Raw genomic sequence first — 18732 nt, forward strand, 5'->3', positions numbered from 1 at the left:
CGCGCGGTGCCCCGTCCCCGGCTCGGGGATTCCGGATGGCTACGCGGACGCGGACGCCGACGACCTGTCCCGGCTGACCGCGTCGAGCAGCATTTCCGCGGCCACCGTGGTCCCGTCGGTACGGATCTCCCCGGCCACGGCGCTCGCCCGGGCCCGGGTCTCGGGGCTCAGAGCCGTGGTGAGCGCCGCCGACAGTGACTCGGAGGTCGGCGTCGGGCCCTCGTGTGCCGCGCCGATGCCCAACTGGGCGATACACGCGGCCCAGTGCGGCTGGTCCGCGATCTGGGGTACCACCACCTGTGGCACGCCGGCCCGCGCCGCCGTCGTCGTGGTGCCTGCGCCGCCGTGGTGCACGACAGCCGCCACCCGGCCGAACAGCGCCTGATGGTTGACCTCGCCGACGACGAAGCAGTCGTCACGGTCGTCGATCGGGCCCAGGTCGGCCCAGCCCCGGGAGAGGAGCACGCGGTGTCCGTGCGCCCGGACCGCCTCGATGGCCACCCGTGCCATGTCCCTCGCGGTGTGCAGGGCCATACTGCCGAAGCCGACGTACACGGGCGGCTCCCCGGCTTCCAGGAACGCCTCCAGCCCGTCCGGGAGCGGGCGTTCGTCCGGCAGCACCCACGCCCCCGTCGGCACGAGGTCCAGCTCCGTCATCTCCTGCCACGGGCCCAGCACCGGCTCTGCCGCCAGCCACGGCCGGTCGGTGAGAACGTAGTCGCGGACGTTGTCCACCGGAGGCAGCCCGATCGCAGCGCGGTGACTGTTGAGCGCCTCGCCGTACAGCCCGTTCACGCGCTCGGCGTCCTGCGCCCACAGCGCCTTGATGTCCTTCTCGCCCTCCGGAGAGGGTTTGCCCGGCCGCTGCATCGGAGGCAGGTGACGGGACGGCAGCCCGAACGGATGGAAGCAGGCGAACACGTAGTGGATGCCCAGCTTCTCGGCCACCGAACGCGCGCCGGCCGGCATGAGACCGGTCGCCAGCAGTGCGTCACACCCCTCCGCCGCCGTCATGAGCGTCTCGAACCGCGCCGCGACCAGCTGGGGCGCGAGCCGGAAGGCGTCCGCCGCCGACGGCGGCCTCGCGCCGGTCACCACCGATTGCACCGTCGGACCGAGCGGCACCAGCGGCACGCCGACACCGCCGAGCAGCGCCGCGAACTCCTCGTCCGGCGGCGCGCACACCCGCACCTCCACCCCGAGCTCCCGCAGCCGCACCGCGAGTCCCGCCACCGGTTCGACGTCCCCGCGCGAACCCCAAGTCGTCAACACCATACGCATACCGCGAATCCCCCAATTTCTCCCGGCTTCCCGCCGGGAGCGACAATCCTGCGCCCTCCCCGGGCCCTTGCCGCAAGCCCCCCGGTGCGCTATAGGTTGAGAGTGGCAGGGAGTGGTTCTCCTTGCCCTTTTTCTTTTGGTGCTACCTAGGGGACTTTTGGTGCTACCTGGGGGACGGGGCCGCCGAGGGGTGGCCGTCAGGGGTGAGGGCGGGGCCGGGTCTCATGTCTGTTCCTTCGCTTCCTTCGCTTCCTTCGCTCTCCGTCCGGTGCTTCCACTGTGCACCGCGCGGAGGCCGCTGCCGCCCAGGTCAGGCGGGGAGTGGGGCTGTCCCCACCCCACCGTGGGCCCAGGCCGACACCGCACAGGTCCAGCGCTTCGTAGCGCCCGATGACCCGCTGGCCTGCCGCCGTTCGCGTCGTACGAGCAGTCTCAGCCCTCCTCCCAGAGGCGTCCGAGGGCGAGGAGTTCGTCGTGGTACTCGATCCGGTCGGCCTCCGGGTCCGGGTCCCGCAGGGCGTCGTCCACCCCGTCCAGTACGGCCAGACACTCCTCCCATGCGCCAGCCTGGTACACCGCGAGGGCCGTCAGATCGGCTGCGGCCGGCGCCGTAGGGTGGCCGTGTGTGAGTGCCGCCTGCAACTGAGCCACTCCCGACCGGGTGTCCTCCGGCAGCCCGGGCACCAACCCGACCGGCGCCACCCGCATGTTCGCGCCGCACCCCTTGGAGCCCCTTGAGGGATCATCAGAGGAGGCCGCGTCGGAGGTTACGGTTCGCGTGCCGCGTTGAGTGCTTCGACGGCGCCCGCGGCGTCACCGAGGTTGGCGAAGTCGACGGCGACGAAGTTGACCGGATGGCCGCGCGCGGCCTCGCAGTGCCGGGCACGGTCGAGCACGAAGTCCTTCGCGTTGACCTTTCTGGCGTCGATCCTGCTGCCTCCGGCCCTGGTGACGAAGTGGTTCATCAGGAAGAGCTTCTTGTTCCTCCCGCCGCGGTTGGGGGCGCAGTTCATGTCCTCGGGCGCGGCGAAGGCGTAGGGCGTCTCCATGCCGTACCGGTAGAAGTTGCGGTACCAGTCGGCCGGGCCGTCGGCGTGCTCCGCGAAGACGACCAGGCGCTTGTCGTCCTTGACCATCTCGCCCAGCGTCGGCCACTTCGCCTGGGGGTCGTCGTCGGGGGTGAACAGCAGACGGTTCAGGCCGGCCTTCCGGAAAGCGGACGCCGTCTGCTTGCCGGAGATACCGTCCTGGACGATCAGCGTCACCACTTCACCCGGGTGCTCGTCGAGCCAGGAGCGGATGTCGCGCAGGGTGTCGACGAGCGGGATGGCACCGCCGCGGCAGACCGCGTGGCACATCCACAGCCCCGGCCGTGAGGGGTGTGCCTTGTCGATCAGGCCGGTCACCCGCTCCCGCATCTCCGGCGCGAACTCGGAGAGTTTCATCCGCTCCGCGATCTGGTCGGGCCGCTCCCAGGTGTGGGTGTCCACGAGCAGCGCCCGGGCACCGCCTTCGAGCTGGGCGGTGATGTCGCCGTCCTGGAGCGGGCTGATGAAGCGGTCGGCGGTGGTGGACATCGAGTTGTGGGTGGCGAGGTAGGCGGCCTGGTCGTAGCGCAGCTCGCAGGCGTGGACGGAGCCGTTGCAGTGCAGCTCCTGGGTGCCGCTCGCCGTCGCGGGGACGAAGGTGACGCCGAGCACCACAGCGGTGGCGGTGACGGCGGACATCGCGGCCAGCAGCCCGGTGCGGCCGCGTGCGGTCAGGGAGCGCGCGGCCTTGGGCCGCCGCCGTACGGAGGACAGGGCGGCCAGCAGCGCCCCGACGGCCAGCGGAATCAGCGCGGCGACAAGCCCGGCGGTCGTCAGGGTCCCCAGCGCCGACTCCTCCAGGTCTTCCACCAGGGCGGCGAGAGACGGCGGCCAGGAGTCCGGCGCCTTCCCCCACATGCCGTCCGCCTTCCAGCGGACCGCCCCGAAGAGCGCGGCCGTCAGTACGCCGCCCGCGGCGAGGCTCCAGCCTATGGCGCGCAGCCGCGGGAGCCTGCGGCGCGGTCCTGTGACCCATAGGAAGGCGACGGACAGTACCCCGACGACGACGGCGAGGGTGTAGACCCACCCCAGGGTGTGGGTGATGCTCCGCGCGGACTTCAGCGCACCGGTGTGCATCCCGGCGCTCTCCAGGTCCTCCACGACATTCCACCGGCCGCCCTCGGTGATGCGCAGCAGTTCCTGTTCGCCCTCCTCGGCACCGGCACCCGCCCGTCCGCCGACCACGTGCGGTCCGACCGCGGCCAGCGCCGTGGCCACATCGCCCACCCGGAGCGCTCCTTCGACCTGCGGCCGGAGCGCGTCGCGTTCGCTCTTGGGTACGCGGGAGAGCAGAAATGTGCTGACGTTTTCCGCGGCCCGGTCGCTCAGCTCGACGGTGGGCAGATCCGCCGGCCGCCGCCCGGCCGCGACGTCGTCGACCGCCGCCTCGATGCGCTTCTGCGCTGCCGGGAGGTCGACCTTCTCGCGGCCCTGCGCCTCGGAGACCAGGCCGCCGAGGTACACGTCCGCGAGCTTGTCCACGTTCGCCAGCACGGGGGTGAGGTCGACGGAGAGCGCCAGGGTGTCGGTGTCGCCGCGCAGATAGCCGGTGACGGCCCCGATCTGTTCGTCCGTGAGCTCCCGTACGGTCGCCGGGGGCAGGACGGTCTTCAGGTTCGCCGTCACCACAGCGCCGGGCACCGGGAGCCGCGCCAGCAGGCTGCTGGTGACCGGCCGGGCCTCCGGGTCGACGAGTACCTCGTCGTAGAGCCGGTCGTACGCCCGTTCGTCGTCCAGCACCTGCTGGTAGAAGCCGCGGTCCAGGACCGTGTTGCGCAGCGTGCCGACCGTCGCCAGCACCGTCACGCACACAGCCGCCAGCACCGCCGCCACCGGCCGGGCGAAGCGGACCCAGCGCGCCTGGCGCCATGTGCCCCGGCGCGTGGGGGTCTTCGGCGAGCCGGGCGCACGGTCCGGCGCTGTCTCCTCCCGTTCCGTCTCTGGGACACCTTCGTTCGCGTTGCGCGACACCCGCACTCCCGTGGTCGTGTGCTCTTCGCGCGCCCGGTGCGTGGGGAGGCGCTCCGGGCGCGGCGTGCCGCCGCAGCGCCGTAGGACGGCGGCAGCACACAGGCTCCCACCAGGCTAGAGGAGGGCGGGCGCGTCCTGTCAGCGGGCTTCGGCAGCGGAGGCGGGAGGGAGGCGCCGTGAACGGAGGCGCCGTGAACGGAGGCGCCGTGAACGGAGTCGCCGTGGACGGGGGCGCCGGGAGCGGAGGCGCCATGGCGGGCGCGTCATGGACGGAGGCGCCATGGACGAGTGCTCCTTCCCGCGCGAGGGTGGGTACGGTCCGCACAGGCGCTGCAGCAGCGCGGCGCGGGAGGAGTTGACGACCCGGTGGTGGAGACAGTGGCAGGCGATCGTCCGGTGGTGCGGTACAGGTCCCCCGTCCTCGACAGCGCACGCTGGGCGGATTTCCCGTTCCGCGAGGGCGACATAGTGATCAGTACGCCGCCCAAGTGCGGCACCACATGGACACAGATGATCTGCGCCCTTCTCATACATGGCTCGGCCGAGTTTCCGCAGCCCCTGGACTCCATGTCGCCCTGGCTGGACGCCCGCTACCGGGACCACGGCGAGGTGCTGGCCACTCTCGCGGCGCAGCCGCACCGCCGGTTCGTCAAGTCGCACACTCCGCTGGACGGACTGCCCTACGACGCCCGCGTGACGTATGTGTGCGTGGGCCGCGACCCGCGCGATGTGGGGGTGTCGATGCAGCACCACATGGCCAACATGGACCCGGCGGCCGTCGTCCGCGCCCGCGCGCGGGCGGGCGGTGAGAAGGGGGCCGAGGAGGCGGCCAGGAGGGTGCGGGAGGCCGCCGAGCCGGGTGCTGCGGGCTTCCGGCGCTGGGTCGAGGACCGCACGCCGGTGGACGAGGCGCCCGCGAGCCTGCGGTTCACGCTGCACCACCTGCGGACGTTCTGGGAGGCCCGGGACCTCGACAACGTGGTGCTGCTGCACTACGACGACCTCAAATCCGACCTGGCCGGGAACATGCGCCGGCTGACCCGCCGGCTGGGTGTCGCGGTGGACGAGGAGAGGTTCCCCGAACTGGTGCGGGCAGCGACTTTCGAGGCGATGCGCGGCCGGGCCGACCAACTGGTCCCCGAGGCCGGGACGGGCATCTGGCGCGACCCCCGCGAATTCTTCCACCGGGGCTCGTCCGGCCAGTGGGAGGAGATCCTGACCGAGCCGGACCTGCTCCGGTACGCGGAGGTCACAGCGGAATGCGTCAGCAGCGGCATGGCGGCCTGGCTGCACCCGGCCCACCCGCTCCCCGCCGGGGCGGAGAGCTGAGCGGACCGGGGAGGGGCAGCCGATCAGGGGCGGCCGTTCACTGGTCGGAGTAGCTGAGGTCCCCGACGGTCCAGGCGCTCACGTCCTTGATGGCGATCCGGTACATCCCGCCCGTTTCCGGGATGCCCACCTGGCCCTGGAGGATCCTGGCCACATGGAAGTGCAGATAGGACGGCGAGGCGGAGCCCCGGGGCTCCGTGCTGTCCGGCACCGCCATGAAAGCACCGGCGAAGGGGCCCAGCCGGTCCGAGTCCCTCAGGACCTCGGCCACTCGCTGCCTCCACACCGCTTCCGGCGCCAGCCGGCCCGTGATGACAGCCCCGTGCACGACGACGGTGAGAGACATCTGATTGGTTTGCTCCGACTCCACCATGGCGGCGATGTCGACGAGCAGCTCGTCAGCATTCGACATGGCTGCTGATGGTATAAGGCCGCGTACCGGCTCCGCGACGCGCGGGGTGGCGCGCCGCTGCGACGAACCGCTGTGGACCGGCCGCCGAGGCCGGTCACGTGCCGGACGGCTGCGCCGGGCGGGACCGCTGCGCCGGGCCGGACCCCTGGGCGGGGCCGGCCCGTCGAGCGCGGCTGGGGAGGGTTACGCGGCGATGCCGGAGGACGGGCGGCGGCGCCCCCTGGCGGGCCTGTTCCGCCGTCCGCGCGTGACTTCGGTGCGCTTGGGGCGCTCGGCGACCGGCGCCGTGATGGTGACGGGCACGCCGGGCGGCTTGCGGGCACCGGTGATACGGCTCAACTCGGCCTCGCCGGAGCGGACCTTGGTCACCCGCGCCCCGACACCGGCGTCCGCCATCAGACGGTCCACGCTGCGGCGCTGGTCGGGCAGGGCGAGCGTGACGACGGTGCCGGACTCACCGGCACGCGCGGTGCGGCCGCCGCGGTGCAGATAGTCCTTGGGGTCGCTGGGCGGGTCGACGTTGACGACCAGGTCGAGATTGTCGACGTGGATGCCGCGCGCTGCGACATTGGTGGCCACCAGGACGGTGACGTGCCCCGTCTTGAACTGGGAGAGCGTGCGGGTGCGCTGGGACTGGGACTTGCCGCCGTGCAGCGCCGAGGCGCGTACGCCCACCGCCAGCAGCCGCTTGGTCAACCGGTCCACCGCGTGCTTGGTGTCCAGGAACATCAGCACCCGCCCGTCACGGGCGGCGATCTCCATTGCGGTGGCCTGCTTGTCGGCGTCGTGTACGTGCAGCACGTGGTGCTCCATCGTGGTGACCGCGCCCTGGGACGGGTCGACGGAGTGGACCACCGGATCGGTCAGGTAGCGGCGGACCAGGCGGTCGACGTTCCGGTCCAGGGTGGCGGAGAAGAGCAGTCGCTGCCCCTGGGGCCGTACCTGGTCGAGCAGCTGGGTCACCTGGGGCATGAACCCCATGTCCGCCATCTGGTCGGCTTCGTCCAGGACGGTGATGGCGACCTGGTCCAGCCGGCAGTCGCCCCGGTCGATGAGGTCCTTGAGCCTTCCGGGGGTCGCGACGACGACCTCGCTCCCGCTGCGCAGCGCGTTCGCCTGACGACCGATCGACATGCCGCCGACCACAGTGGCGAGCCGGAGTTGGAGCGACCGGGCGTAGGGAGTGAGGGCCTCGGTCACCTGCTGAGCCAGTTCCCGCGTGGGTACGAGCACGAGCGCGAGGGGCTGCCGGGCCTCGGCCCGCCGCCCTGCGGTACGGGCGAGCAGCGCGAGGCCGAAGGCGAGCGTCTTGCCCGAGCCGGTGCGGCCGCGGCCCAGAACGTCCCGCCCCGCCAGCGAGTTCGGCAGGGTCGCCGCCTGGATCGGGAACGGCACCGTCATGCCTTCGGAGCGGAGCGCGGCGCTCAGCCGGTCGGGCAGGTCCAGCTCGGAGAACTTCTCTACGGCCGGAAGCGCCGCGGTGCTGCTGACCGGCAGGGCGAACTCTTTGGGCCGGGAGGCGACGGGACGCCGGCCGTGGCGGCCCCGGCCGGAACCGGGAGCGCCACCCTTGCGGGAGCCGGGGGCGCCGCCCTTGCGGGACCGGTGGGAGCTGTCGTTCGTGCGGGTGGAGCGATTCATGCAAAACCTTCCTCGGTGCGGCACGCATCGAGGGAATTCGTCCAGCAGCAGGAAACAGATCGGACTGCCGGAGTATTCGCAAGAACGAGCCGGGGAGAAGACGGAGAAAACTGGCCACAGCAGCGGCCGGTTTTCCGGAAAAGCGACGACGAATGGAAAAGGAGAGCAGTGGGCGGGCCGGAGCAGACGGCGGTCGTCTCGGAGGACGGGCCGCGTGACAAGCCCCGTCGCCTACGCGCGGTCACACGTACGCAGCGGCGCGCCGCTGCCGCGCGGGATGCCTCGACGCCGGCCTCAGCAGGCGGGAACGGTGTTGTCGGCCCCGGAACGGAGGCTGATCCGGCCTTCGTGAAGCTCGCGGGGGCCGAGGCCCTTCTCCGCGTCGACCCACTTCACGGTGCCGACCGCCATCGCATCTCCCTCGGGGCAGTGACCGGACCGCTTCCTGCGGAACCGGAGTCGCTGCGATGACTTCCCTCCGGAGAACGCCGGAAATGAAAAGCGCTCGCATCGATGTAGATCGAAGGAGCGGCTGAAATCTTCGGGAACCACAACTGCAACTCGCCCAAGCGTAACACGGCCATCTGGTCCACCGGCGGTGAGTCCCCTGCCCTCGGGAGCCCGCCGGGAAATGTGCGGCGGATGGGCGGGGCCCGCGCTGTGCGGGCCCCGCCGTCCCGTGACGGGGGCCGGTCAGTCGTACGAGATGTCGGACTCGGAGTAGCGGCAGGTCTTGCCATCCGGGCCGCTGCCGATCTCGTCGGGCTCGTCGCCGCTGTCGTTCCCCTGGTAGCGGACACAGGGCTTGATCTTCTTGTCGGCGTCGCCGTGGATGCGGATCTCGCGCAGGGTGGCGGTGTCGCCGTAGTTGGCGTTGACGCCCGCGACGGCCTTGCCGGGTGCGGTGATGTCCACGTCCTCGACGGTTATGGAGCGCTTGTGCTGGGTGGAGCAGTTGCCGCAGGAGCGCACCAGCTTGCCGAAGTCGGAGACCTGGAAGCCGGAGACCTTCAGCGAGCCCGCGCCGTTGAACTGGAAGACCTTGTCGTCGGCCTTGCGCGCGCCGCCGCCGATGACCGTGTAGCGGGCGGAGGAGGAACTGCCTTTGAAGGAGGCCGCGTCCTCACCGACGTCCTCCCACCACACGTTCTCCAGGATGCAGCTGCCCATGCAGTGCACACCGTCCGCGGCCGGTTCACCGAGGACGACGTTCTTGAGCACGGCCCCGTCCTCCAGCTTGAAGAGGGGGTCCTGGCCCTCGTCCTGATCGCCGCCGCCGAGGTCGCCCTCGCCGTGGAAGCGCCGCATTTCGCCGTCGTAGGTGCCGGAGACCGGAATCGTCTCGGAGACCGGCTTCTCGCCCTGCGGGTCGGGCCACTGCTCGGCGGCGCCGGCCGGGGCAGCGGAGGTGCTGAACAGGGCGGCCCCGCCCAGCGCGACGGTGGCGAACGCCCCGGCGAGAGCGGCGCGGAGGCTCGGTCGGCGCCTGTGCAGTCCGGTTCTCATACACGGACCTCCTTCTGTGAGGGGGGTGGGGTGGGGGGATGGGGGTCGAAGGGTGTGGAGGTCAGCGGCTTGTGACGCCGAATCGGCGGGTGGCGAAGTCGAGGCCGCCGGGCGAGGAGGTGATCTCGTACCCGAACTGGACGTCGCCGATGGTCTCGTCGCCCCACCAGCCCTTGGTGTCCTTCAGCCAGCGCAGGACCGGCAGGATGTCGACGGTGCCCTGTGTCGAGTCGGAGGTGCGCACGAACGAGAAGACCTGGTTGGAGCCGTTGTCGCCCTTGTAGACCCGCCAGGTGTGCCCGCCGAGGGAGACGGTGCCCTGCGGGGTGCCGATCGGGCCGACCGCGCCGTGGTGGTTGACCCACAGCATGACCTCGTAGTCGTAGTCGCTGTCCCAGATGTCGTACGAGGTGTTGTAGGCGCCGGCCTGCGGGACGCTCACCCGGTAGCTGCTGCTGAGCGAGGTGAGTGCGCTGATACGTTTGCCGACGACCTTCTTGGCGTTCGGATAGGACTTGATGCCGCCGGTGCCGGGGTGGTCGGCATGCACCCACCAGTCCGACGCCGAGTTCGCCTCGATGGTCTGCGAACCGGCGCCCTGGCCCCAGATGTTGTTGTAGAGGGTGTAGCCGTCGGGCGTCCGGTAGCTGCCCCAGCGGTCCGAGGAGGACCAGACGGCGGCGTGCGCCGGTGCCGCGGCGAACCCGACCAGCGCGGCGAACGCCGCCGCGGGGGCCACCAGGAGGGTCGTGCGTCTGCGGAGCCTGTGCCGTGCCTGTCGTGCCATGTGGGCGCTCCCCTTCATCTCCGTGCGGTGATCCGGTGCACCGGGGTGTCCCCTGTGCACCGGATCACCGGTGGGCAACGAGTGCTGTCTGCTCTGTCGTTGCCACCGGAGCGCGGAAGGTTGCCGCCCGGGCGCGGGATTTTTCGGGCGCGGAGAAGGGCCTGCCGCCTGCGCTCCCCGCGCCCTCGGGTGCCCCTGTTCGCCGGGGGGCGGGCTGCGGGTGCGTCGTGGTCGCTCGCGCCGTTCCCCCGCGGCGCTGACGGGGCGCAGCCCCGTCGCTCAGCGGGTGTCCAGCAGGGTCGCTGAGTAGGTGAGGGCCTGCGCCGCGACGGCGCAGCGGCGGGCGAGTTGCTCGACCTGCTGCTGGAGGGCGGCGGCGTCCGGGCCGCTCCAGTCGGCGGTGGCGGCCCCGGCGCCGAGCCGTTCGGCGAGCGCGGCGAGCGCGGCGGCGTGGGCGCGCAGTCGAGCCGCCGGGGTCGCCGGGCTGTCGGAGGTGGCAGCGGCGGAGCGCGGTGCTGGGACGGGGGCCGGTGTCACAGGTTCCTCCAGGGAGCGAAGGCGTTGGTCACACCGTCGAGTGCGGGGGCGAGTTCGGGGTGGTGGCGCAGCAGGACGCGGGTCATGCCGTTGCGGTCGATCCACTCCAGCCCCTCGGGGGTGTAGATCTCGGGCCGGTAGTCGGTGGTGAAGAAGCGGTCGCTCTTCAGGCGCCTGCTGGCCATCAGGATGAAGATGCGGAAGAGGGAGTCGCTGAAGCCGAAGCCGGCGGGGCGGGGCTCGACGAGGTTGCCGACCAGGGTGTCGACGCGGTCGAGCCGCCCCTCGTAGAGCTCCTCCAGCAGCGGGGTGTCGGTCGGGTGGCCGCCGGTGAGCTCCTCGAAGGAGTTGACGGGGCGCTTGCGGAGCATCTGGCGGTAGGCGTTGTAGCGGGGGATGCCGCGTTCCCGGTCCCGGAGGATGTCGACGGTGCCCAGGTCGACGTGTTCGCCGGTCAGCCGGGTCAGATCGCGCAGCGAGTCGGGGTGGTTGTGCAGCACCAGGGCGCCGGGGTTGGCGGTGCCGAAGCTGTAGAACAGGTCGCTCACGCCGTGCGCGTCGATGACGCTGCGGGTGGTGGCGCCCTGCATGTCGTCGAAGCCGATCGTCTCGCCCCGGCGGCCCGAGCGGTGGTCCCGCAGGGTCAGCTCGTCCGGGATGAGCGGGTGGAGCCGGTAGGCCGAGACGAACTCCTCGGTCATGGAGAACGGCGCTGCGTGGTGGTCGGTCGGTGAGCCGAGGATCCCGCTGAGCATCTCGCCCCGGCCGACCCGGCCGTACTTCCTGCGGACCCACTGGGGCAGCACCCCGTACCAGTTGGCGTTCATGGCACGGTGCAGGACGGGTGTGTCGAGGATGCCCGGGGTCCACTCCACCGTATGGATCTTCGCCATCAGGGCGCAGTTGACCAGACGCGCGGTGTGGAAGAGCCGTTCGTCGCCCCAGGTGGGGTAGTGCGAGTGCAGATAGTCGCAGATCGCGTTGTGTTCCTTGGCGAACAGAGTGTGCAGCAAGGACAGGCCCGCCCAGTAGTCGCTGTTCATCCCCGTGGCGTCGAGACAGGACATACCCGGCCTGGGGTCGGCGGGCAGCCGCCCGTCCTCGACGACGAGGTGTCCCAGCTCGCCGGTGCGCAGCGACCGGCAGCGCTCCTCGGAGGAGCCGTAGATCTGCGAGCCGTCCCACCAGTGGGTGAGGGTGTTCTCGTAGGTGGGCGGGGCGTCGGGGGTGGTGTGCGCGACCGTGTCGGGGCGGGTGCGGTTGACCCGCATCGGGCACTCCCCCGCCCAGTCGTCGTCCTCGGCCAGCGGCACGGTGAACGGTTCGGCCTGTTCGTTGTCGCCGTGGTTGGCCCAGCCGTGGTTCTCGAACTGGATCCAGGCGGCGGCCAGCAGGTTGAGGGCCGGAGCCGGCACGAAGCTGCGCCGGGCCAGCAGGTGGCGGCTGACCTCACGGGGGCTGGGCGACATCAGCTCGTCGTCGCCCTCGGGGAAAGCGAGGTGGAGCGGAGCGTTGCGGTCCAGACGGGTGCCGACGCGGCCCATGTCCTCGTCGTGCGGGTCGTAGGCCGAGCCGTCGTACGTACGGAAGGGCGGCAGGCTCGCCGGGGCGCGGCGCGGGCGCTCCCCGCCTGCGCAGTAGGTGTCGTGGAGGTTCTCGCGGCGCAGGTCGTCGCGGAGGAAGCGGAGGTTGAGCAGGCCGAGCGGGGTGGGCAGTTCGTGCCATTCGCGGCGGCGGTTGATGCGGCCGAAGGCCGCCGAGCCCAGCCGTTCGAGGACGCCGGGCGGCCCGTAGGGCTCCGGCTGCGCCGACTGCGAGGCGTTCGACGGACGCGACGGGGACAGGCCGTCGGACTGCGCGTGGATGTGCGGGAGGGCGGAACCGGGGTCGGCGGGCTTGCCGGTGTCGGCGGACGCGGAAGAGGGCGTGGTGTCGGTCATCGGGGACCTCCGGGCGGGCGTTCGGCAACGGTCGGGCAGATCGGAAGGCGGCAGGGCGGGGGGCGGTGGCCGAGCCGCGCGGGGCCGCCGGTCGCTCAGCGGTCGTGGAGGGCGAAGAGCCTGCTGACGGTCGCCCGGCCGCGGTAGGGGGCGAGCGCGGCGTCGACCTCGGCGCTCGCCTCGGGCACGTCGAACTGGAGGTTGTGCGCGTAGCGTTCGGCCGCGTGACACAACGGGAAGGCGTGGGTGTCGTCGGTCCAGGTGTGCTCGGTGAACTGCTCAGGGAGGGCGTAGGGCGAGACGGCGGAGCGGCCCTCCAGACTGGGCACGATGTCGTGCTCGTTGATCAGCGAGAAGACGCGGGTGTCCGGGTCGGCGGGGCGTTTGCCGTCGATGGGCGAGCCGATCGCCACGGCGTGGGTGACGCGGTAGAGCGCGCAGAAGTCGGGGTCGGCCGCGAGGTTCATCGCGGTGATGCCGCCCAGGCTGTGCCCGACGAGCGCGAGCTCGCTGCCGGAAGGCACCCAGGAGCGCAGGGCCCGGGTCACGGCACGGGAGTAGGGCGTACTGGGCCTGGCGACGGCGTGCACCGCGCCGAGCACGTCCTGGGGGCTGGACTTGGCGATCGCGTCGGTGGCCATACCGGCGAGCTGGACGACGTACCGCCGCACCCCGTCCGGGCCCGTCACCTGCTGGACGAGCAGCATGCCGCCGGTTCCCACGGCCCCGATGTTGCGGATGCAGCCGACCACGGTGCACGAGCGGTCGAGACGCTCCAGCAGCGACGGGTCCGCCGCGACGGGTTCGGCGCGGCCGGGACCGCGGTCCAGCAGCGCCCAGACACGCGGGCTGATACCGAGGACAGGCTCGGCCTTGGTGAGGGTACGGCCGGTGGCGATCTCCCAGGCGGCTTCGTCGTTGAAGGGGTTCTCGTCGGTGAGCGCGTTCCAGGCGAGGATGTCGCCGAAGGACGGTGCGAGCAGCGCGAAGGCGCGTTCGGCGCCCTGGCTGCCGACGATCGACTTGAAGGCGCGCAGGGCCTCGCGCTGCCGGTCCTCGTCGATGGCCCGCAGCACCCGGGCCGTGTCGGGGTCGGTGAGCAGTTCGGGATGGGTGACGGCGGCAGCCCGGATGCGGGCCTTGAGACCCACGACGGCCAGGCTCACCGCGAGGCACTCGCGGCTGGTGAGCACTCCGGCCAGCCGCGCCGCGCGGGCCGCCGGGCTCCACCCGCCGGCCGGCCAGCCCAGTCCTGCCGGATCGGTGAGGGCGCGGAGCAGGGAGCGCAGTGCCACGCGGGCCCGGCGGCTGCCGAGGGCACGCACCGGGAGGCGGGTGCCCAGGGCCAGCTCCCCGGCGTACTGGGTGGCTTGGCGTACGGCGTCCGCGGCTTCGCCCAGCTCACGGCAGAGCGCGTGCAGGCGGTCCACATCCGGTTCGGTCGCGGTGCCGGTCTCGGTTCCGGTTTCGGCCATGGGGTGATGCCTCCAGGTCGGCGGTCCGGTGTGGTCAGGAGCGGGCCAGGGTGAGGCGGATGGCGGAGGCGTTCAGGGCGCCCGGCAGCGAGCGGTGCGGGTCGAGCCGGGGGCTGCCTCCGGTGAGGTGGTGGGCGCGGAGGAGCTGGGCGCAGATCTCGGTGGCGACCATCAGCCCGAGCCGGTCGCCCGGGCAGCGGCCCCCACCGTGGCCGAACGGCGCCATCCGCGTGTCGTGTTCGGCCCCCTCGACTTGCCAGCGGCCGGGGGCGAACAGCGAACCGCCGGGTACCAGAGTGCTGTCGCGCTGGAGGAATCCGATCGGGACCAGGACGTGGGTTCCGGCCTTGTAGGGCACCCCGCGCCAGGTGGTGTCGGCGCGCAGGATGCGCAGCAGGTCGTTTACGAGGGGATACAGGCGCAGGGTCTCCAGGACGCAGGCGCGCAGCCGGCCGGTGTCCGGCGCGTGCGGCGCGTTGTACAGCGCTGTCTGTTCGGCCGGATGCGCGGCGAGGAGCAGCAGGGTGCGCGCGACGATGAGCCCGATCGCGTCCAGGGCGAGGAGCCAGTGGTGGGCCTGCCCCACCGCGTCGACGTCCGGATCGCAGGCCGTTTCCATGGCCTGGCCGAGCAGGGTGGTGCCGGGCGCGTGCGGGGCGTAGACGTGCAGCCGGTCGGTGGCGGCCTGGTACAGCCGTCGGTTCGCCGGGGTGGGGCCGCGCCGGACCGCTCCCCAGTTGCCCTCCTGGCGCAGTGTGAGCAGCCAGCGCGCCAGTTCCTCGTCCCCGGCGGCCTGGTCCCCCAGCACGATGCGGCGTGAGATGCGCTGAGCGGCGCGCTCCAGCCGGGCGTACGGCAGGGTGGGCCCGGTGGTGAGCCGGACACACTCCTCGGCGATGACGGTACGGAACGTCTCGCAAGAGGGGTGGGTCTCCTCATGGTGGCCCAGCACCCGGTCGTTGAGGGCGCGGCGGGCTTCGCGCAGGTCGCCGTGCGCGCAGATGACGCCCGTTGGTTCGAGGACCGAGAAGATCTTCGTCTTGTCCACCGCGTCCAGGGCCAGTTCGCGCACCGGGCGGGCGAAGAAGTCCTCGACGTCAGCGGGGTCGAGGAGGACCAGCGTGTCACCGGAGGCGCCGCCGAGCAGTACGGGCGCACCCCCGTAGCGGTCGCGCAGCGAGCGCAGCGTCGCGGCCGACCACCGGGGCTGGCCCACCGCGCCCAGCAGCGACCCCACCGCCGGGCGGGGAGCGGAAACGCCCCGGGCGAAGGCCGGCAGGGTGTGGGTGACGGCGAAGCGGAGGGATTCACCACGGCCGGCGCGGTGCGGTCGCGCCGCGCCGCTTCGGGGCGACGGGCCGGCGGGTTCGCCGGAGTCTGGAGCCCGGGTGGTGTCCGGCGCTCCGGTGGGGTTTCCGGGGCCGGGGCTACCGGGATCGGGGCTGCCGGGGTCGGGCCTGCCGGGATCGGCTGCGGATACGGGCCCGCTCATGCCTCCACCACCTTTCCGGGGTTGAGCAGGTTGCGGGGGTCGAAGAGCTGCTTGATGCCCCGGTGCACCTCGAGGCTGACGGCGTCGAGCTCCCGGCCGAGCCACTCGCGCTTGAGCGTCCCGATGCCGTGTTCGCCGGTGGTGGTGCCGCCGAGTGCCAGACCTGCCGCCATGATGTCGTCGTAGGCGGTGCGGGCCCGGTGGACCTGGTCGGGATCGGATTCGTCGAAGAGGACCGTGGGGTGCAGATTGCCGTCCCCGGCGTGGCCGAGGGTGAAGATTCGCAGCCGGTGCCGGCTGGCGATGTCCTCGATCGTGCCGACGAACTTGGGCAGCTCGGAGGGTGGTACGGCCACGTCCTCGATGAAGGCCGTGGGCCGTCCCCCGAGGGTGGCGGCGAAGGCGCCCAGCGCCGGGGAGACCAGCCGCCGGGCCTCGATGATCTTCTGGGACTCCTCGGCGGTGGTGGCGGCGACCACCTGGTCGGCACCGGCGCCCTCGCACAGTGCCTTCATCGCCGCGAGGTCGGGCGCGGGATCGGGCGCGTCGCTCTCGACGATGAGCGTTGCGGCGCTGTCGGGCCGCAGCAGCGCGTGCCCGTACTCGGCGACGGCCTGGGAGGTCGCCCGGTCCAGCAGCTCGACGGCCGAGGGCAGGTGCCCTCCCCCGGTGATGGCCGCGACGGCGTGTCCTGCCGCCGCCAGGCTCGGGAACTGGGCGAGGAGGGCGAGCGGCGCGGGCCTGGCGGGCCGCAGCGCGAGGGTGGCGCCGACGATGACACCGAGGGTGCCCTCCGAGCCGACGAACAGCCGGGTCAGGTCGTATCCGGCCACCCCCTTGGGAGTGTCGTGTCCGGTGCGCATCCGCCGCCCGTCGGGGAGCACCACGTCGAGGCCGAGGACGTAGTCGGCCGTCACGCCGTACTTCACACAGCAGATGCCTCCGGCGCCGGTGGCGATGTTGCCGCCGATCGTGCACGTCTCCCAGGAGGCGGGATCGGGCGGATAGGCGAGACCGTGCTCGGCGACGGCGTCGTTGAGGCGTTTGGTGATCACGCCGGGCTCGCACCGGACGAGCCGGTTGACCGGGTCGATGGTGCCGATCCGGTCCATCCGGACCGTGGAGAGCACGACACAGGCGTCCACCGCGTTCGCGGCGCCGGCCAGACCGGTCCTGGCGCCCTGCGGGACGACGGGGACGTGGTGTGCGTACGCGGTCCGCATCACCTCCTCGACCTGCTCGGCGGTGCGCGGCAGAACGACCACCGCGGGTACGCCGGGGGCGGAGAACGGGGCGGCGTCCCTGGCATGGGCCGCCAGGGATTCCGGGTCGGTCAGCAGGGTGTCGGCGGGCAGTCGGTCGCGCAGCTCGTCCAGCAGCTGCGCGGGGTCGGGGGAAGCGGCGTGCGGGGGCATCGGCCCTCCAGGGTTGGTGCGGCGGTGCGGGGATGCTCGGGGCGCGGTCGCGGGTCGCGGTCGGAGGCCGCGGGGACTTCACAGCGACGGGAGCTCCGTGGTGACCGGTACGTCGATCAGTACGGGGCCTTCGCGCCTGCCCGTGGCGTCCCGTACGAGCTTGGTGAGCTCTCCCGCACCCGCTGCGCGGAACGAGCGCACGCCGTATCCGGCGGCGACCGTGGGGATGTCGAGCCCGGGGATGTCCAGCCCCGGGGCGCCTTGCGCGTGTTCGAGCTGCGCGAACCACTGCAGGATCGCGTAGCGGGCGTTGCTGAGCACAACGAAGGTGACGGGCACCCGGTATGCCGCCGCGGTCCACAGCGCCTGCACGGCGTAGTGGACCGAGCCGTCCCCCAGCACGGCGACGACCGGCCGGTCGGGAGCGCCGAGTTGCGCACCGACCGCGGCGGCGGCTCCGAAACCGAGCCCGCCGCCCGCGGAGAAGAGGTAGGAGCCGGGGGCGCTGATCCGTGCCGCCTCGTGGAACTGCGGGACGTTGGAGGGCGACTCGTTCACCCACAGCGTGTTCCCGGGAGCACCTGCCACCACAGCGGCCAGCGCGGTGCCGGGCGGCAGGGGCCCGTCGGCCGTCTGTGGTGCCTCTGTGGGCCGGTCCGGTACGGGGACGGGGTCGCAGGCGGGAAAGTGGTCGGCGAGCGCCTGTGCCGTCACGCCGGGGTCGGCGACGACCGCGTTGCCGACGGGGGCCTTGGCGGCCTCCTCGGCGTCCCTTGTGACGAGGACGAGTTCGGTGCCTCCGGGCAGGTAGGGGCCCGGTACGTAGGGGTAGTAGCGGAAGACCTGCGCCCCGACGACCACGACCAGGTCGTGGCCGTCGAGCGCCCTGGTCAGCGGGCCGATGGCGGGCGGCAGCTCGCCCCGGTAGAGCGGGTGGGTGCGGGGGAAGGAGACGCGGGCCGAGGCGGGCGCTGCCCACACCGGGAGTCCGCCGCGCTCGGCGAGGCGGAGGACGGCCTCCCAGGCGCCGGACGCGTCCACGTCGTCGCCGACGACCAGAGCGGCGGAGCCCGCCCGCTTGATGCGGTCTGCGAGCGACCTGACGGTCTCCGGCCGGGGCGCCGTGGCGTGCTCGATCCTGCGCGCCGCGGTGGCCTGTGCGGCCTGGTCCTCCTCCTCCGTGAGGGTGGCGTCGAAGTCGTCCATCGGCAGCGAGAGGAACACCGGGCCGTGCGGCGGGGTTTCGGCGAGCTGGACGGCGCGGACCAGGGCCGGCGGCACATCGGCCGGGCGGGGCGGCTCGTACGCCCACTTGACGGCCGGCTGCGGCAGCAGCGCGGGCTGCGGGTTGGAGAGCAGGGCCTCCATGGTGAGCATCGCGCGTACCTGCTGGCCCGCTGTGACGACCATCGGGGTGCGGTTGGCGCGGGCGTTGAGGAGGGCGCCCATCGCGTTTCCGGTGCCCGGGCCGGTGTGCAGATTGACGAGGGCTGTGGTGCCGGAGGCCAGCGCGTAGCCGTCCGCCATGCCGACGACCACGGCCTCCTGGAGGCCGAGGACGTACCGGAAGTCGTCGGGGAAGTGCTTGAGGAAAGGCAGCTCTGTCGAGCCGGGGTTGCCGAACACCGTGGTCATGCCGCGTGTTCGGAGAACATCCAGGGCGGATTCCCGGACTGTGCGCATGGGGGTCCCTTCCCGCAGTGCTGACGGTGACCGGGGTGCCGGTCCCGGCGTGCGGAGGCCAATGCAGCACGACAGCCACACTTCAGCAAAATGTCCTGCTATACCGGGATCCGATCTACCGCAGGGCCGTCGTGTCGGGCTTTCCAGGCCGCCGGACCCACCGCCGCGTCAACGG

13 protein-coding genes and 1 pseudogene are annotated in these 18732 nt (G+C 72.3%); 1 reads left to right on the forward strand and 13 read right to left on the reverse strand.

Translation table 11 applies throughout. From position 1 onward, the window contains the following. Positions 1-39: 39 nt before the first annotated feature. The 3 genes and pseudogenes from HC362_RS01865 to HC362_RS01875 form a co-directional block, all read right to left on the reverse strand. The gene (locus tag HC362_RS01865) at positions 40-1281 is read right to left on the reverse strand and encodes a glycosyltransferase (RefSeq protein WP_243082014.1); all 1242 of its coding nucleotides are present in this window, start codon (positions 1279-1281) and stop codon (positions 40-42) included. Positions 1282-1713: 432 nt separating this feature from the next. Then, a pseudogene (locus tag HC362_RS01870) lies at positions 1714-2013 on the reverse strand (ADP-ribosylglycohydrolase family protein); the annotation flags it as partial. Positions 2014-2048: 35 nt separating this feature from the next. Beyond that, positions 2049-4340, reverse strand: a complete 2292-nt coding sequence (locus HC362_RS01875; RefSeq protein WP_243082015.1) for a hypothetical protein — start codon at positions 4338-4340, stop codon at positions 2049-2051. 366 nt (positions 4341-4706) lie between these two features. On the opposite strand from HC362_RS01875, the gene HC362_RS01880 reads away from it, so the two are divergent. Beyond that, positions 4707-5669 carry a sulfotransferase domain-containing protein gene (locus HC362_RS01880; protein ID WP_243082016.1) on the forward strand — a complete coding sequence of 321 codons (963 nt, stop codon included), beginning with the start codon at positions 4707-4709 and terminating at the stop codon, positions 5667-5669. 37 nt (positions 5670-5706) lie between these two features. Here HC362_RS01880 and HC362_RS01885 read toward each other — a convergent pair whose 3' ends face one another. From HC362_RS01885 to mdlC, 10 genes are all read right to left on the reverse strand, one after another. After that, complete coding sequence (locus HC362_RS01885; RefSeq protein ID WP_243082017.1) at positions 5707-6081, reverse strand: hypothetical protein; 375 nt, start codon at positions 6079-6081, stop codon at positions 5707-5709. A gap of 183 nt (positions 6082-6264) precedes the next feature. Beyond that, positions 6265-7722 carry a DEAD/DEAH box helicase gene (locus tag HC362_RS01890; RefSeq protein ID WP_243082018.1) on the reverse strand — a complete coding sequence of 486 codons (1458 nt, stop codon included), beginning with the start codon at positions 7720-7722 and terminating at the stop codon, positions 6265-6267. Positions 7723-8415: 693 nt separating this feature from the next. Then, positions 8416-9228, reverse strand: a complete 813-nt coding sequence (locus HC362_RS01895) for a pectate lyase (RefSeq protein ID WP_243082019.1) — start codon at positions 9226-9228, stop codon at positions 8416-8418. Positions 9229-9289: 61 nt separating this feature from the next. Beyond that, positions 9290-10015 carry a hypothetical protein gene (locus tag HC362_RS01900; RefSeq protein ID WP_243082020.1) on the reverse strand — a complete coding sequence of 242 codons (726 nt, stop codon included), beginning with the start codon at positions 10013-10015 and terminating at the stop codon, positions 9290-9292. A 279-nt stretch (positions 10016-10294) separates the two neighbouring features. Next, entirely contained in the window at positions 10295-10552 is a 258-nt protein-coding gene (locus tag HC362_RS01905; protein WP_243082021.1) for a hypothetical protein, read from the reverse strand. Continuing rightward, positions 10549-12492, reverse strand: coding sequence for a peroxidase family protein (locus tag HC362_RS01910; protein WP_243082022.1), 1944 nt, complete (start codon positions 12490-12492; stop codon positions 10549-10551). The genes HC362_RS01905 and HC362_RS01910 overlap by 4 nt, the downstream gene beginning before the upstream one ends. 95 nt (positions 12493-12587) lie before the next feature. After that, a complete protein-coding gene (locus tag HC362_RS01915) occupies positions 12588-13967 on the reverse strand; it encodes a hypothetical protein (RefSeq protein ID WP_243082023.1) in 1380 nt (459 codons plus the stop codon). A gap of 34 nt (positions 13968-14001) precedes the next feature. Continuing rightward, positions 14002-15459 (reverse strand): cytochrome P450, encoded by a 1458-nt coding sequence (locus tag HC362_RS01920; RefSeq protein ID WP_243082024.1) that lies wholly within the window; start codon positions 15457-15459, stop codon positions 14002-14004. Then, the gene (locus HC362_RS01925) at positions 15456-16874 is read right to left on the reverse strand and encodes an FAD-linked oxidase C-terminal domain-containing protein (protein ID WP_243082025.1); all 1419 of its coding nucleotides are present in this window, start codon (positions 16872-16874) and stop codon (positions 15456-15458) included. The genes HC362_RS01920 and HC362_RS01925 overlap by 4 nt, the downstream gene beginning before the upstream one ends. Positions 16875-16952: 78 nt before the next feature. Further along, positions 16953-18557 (reverse strand): benzoylformate decarboxylase, encoded by a 1605-nt coding sequence (gene mdlC, locus HC362_RS01930; RefSeq protein WP_279240059.1) that lies wholly within the window; start codon positions 18555-18557, stop codon positions 16953-16955. Between the last annotated feature and the right edge of the window lie 175 nt (positions 18558-18732).

The sequence above is a fragment of the Streptomyces sp. 891-h genome (genome assembly GCF_022760275.1).
In the GTDB taxonomy this organism is placed as follows: domain Bacteria; phylum Actinomycetota; class Actinomycetes; order Streptomycetales; family Streptomycetaceae; genus Streptomyces; species Streptomyces spirodelae.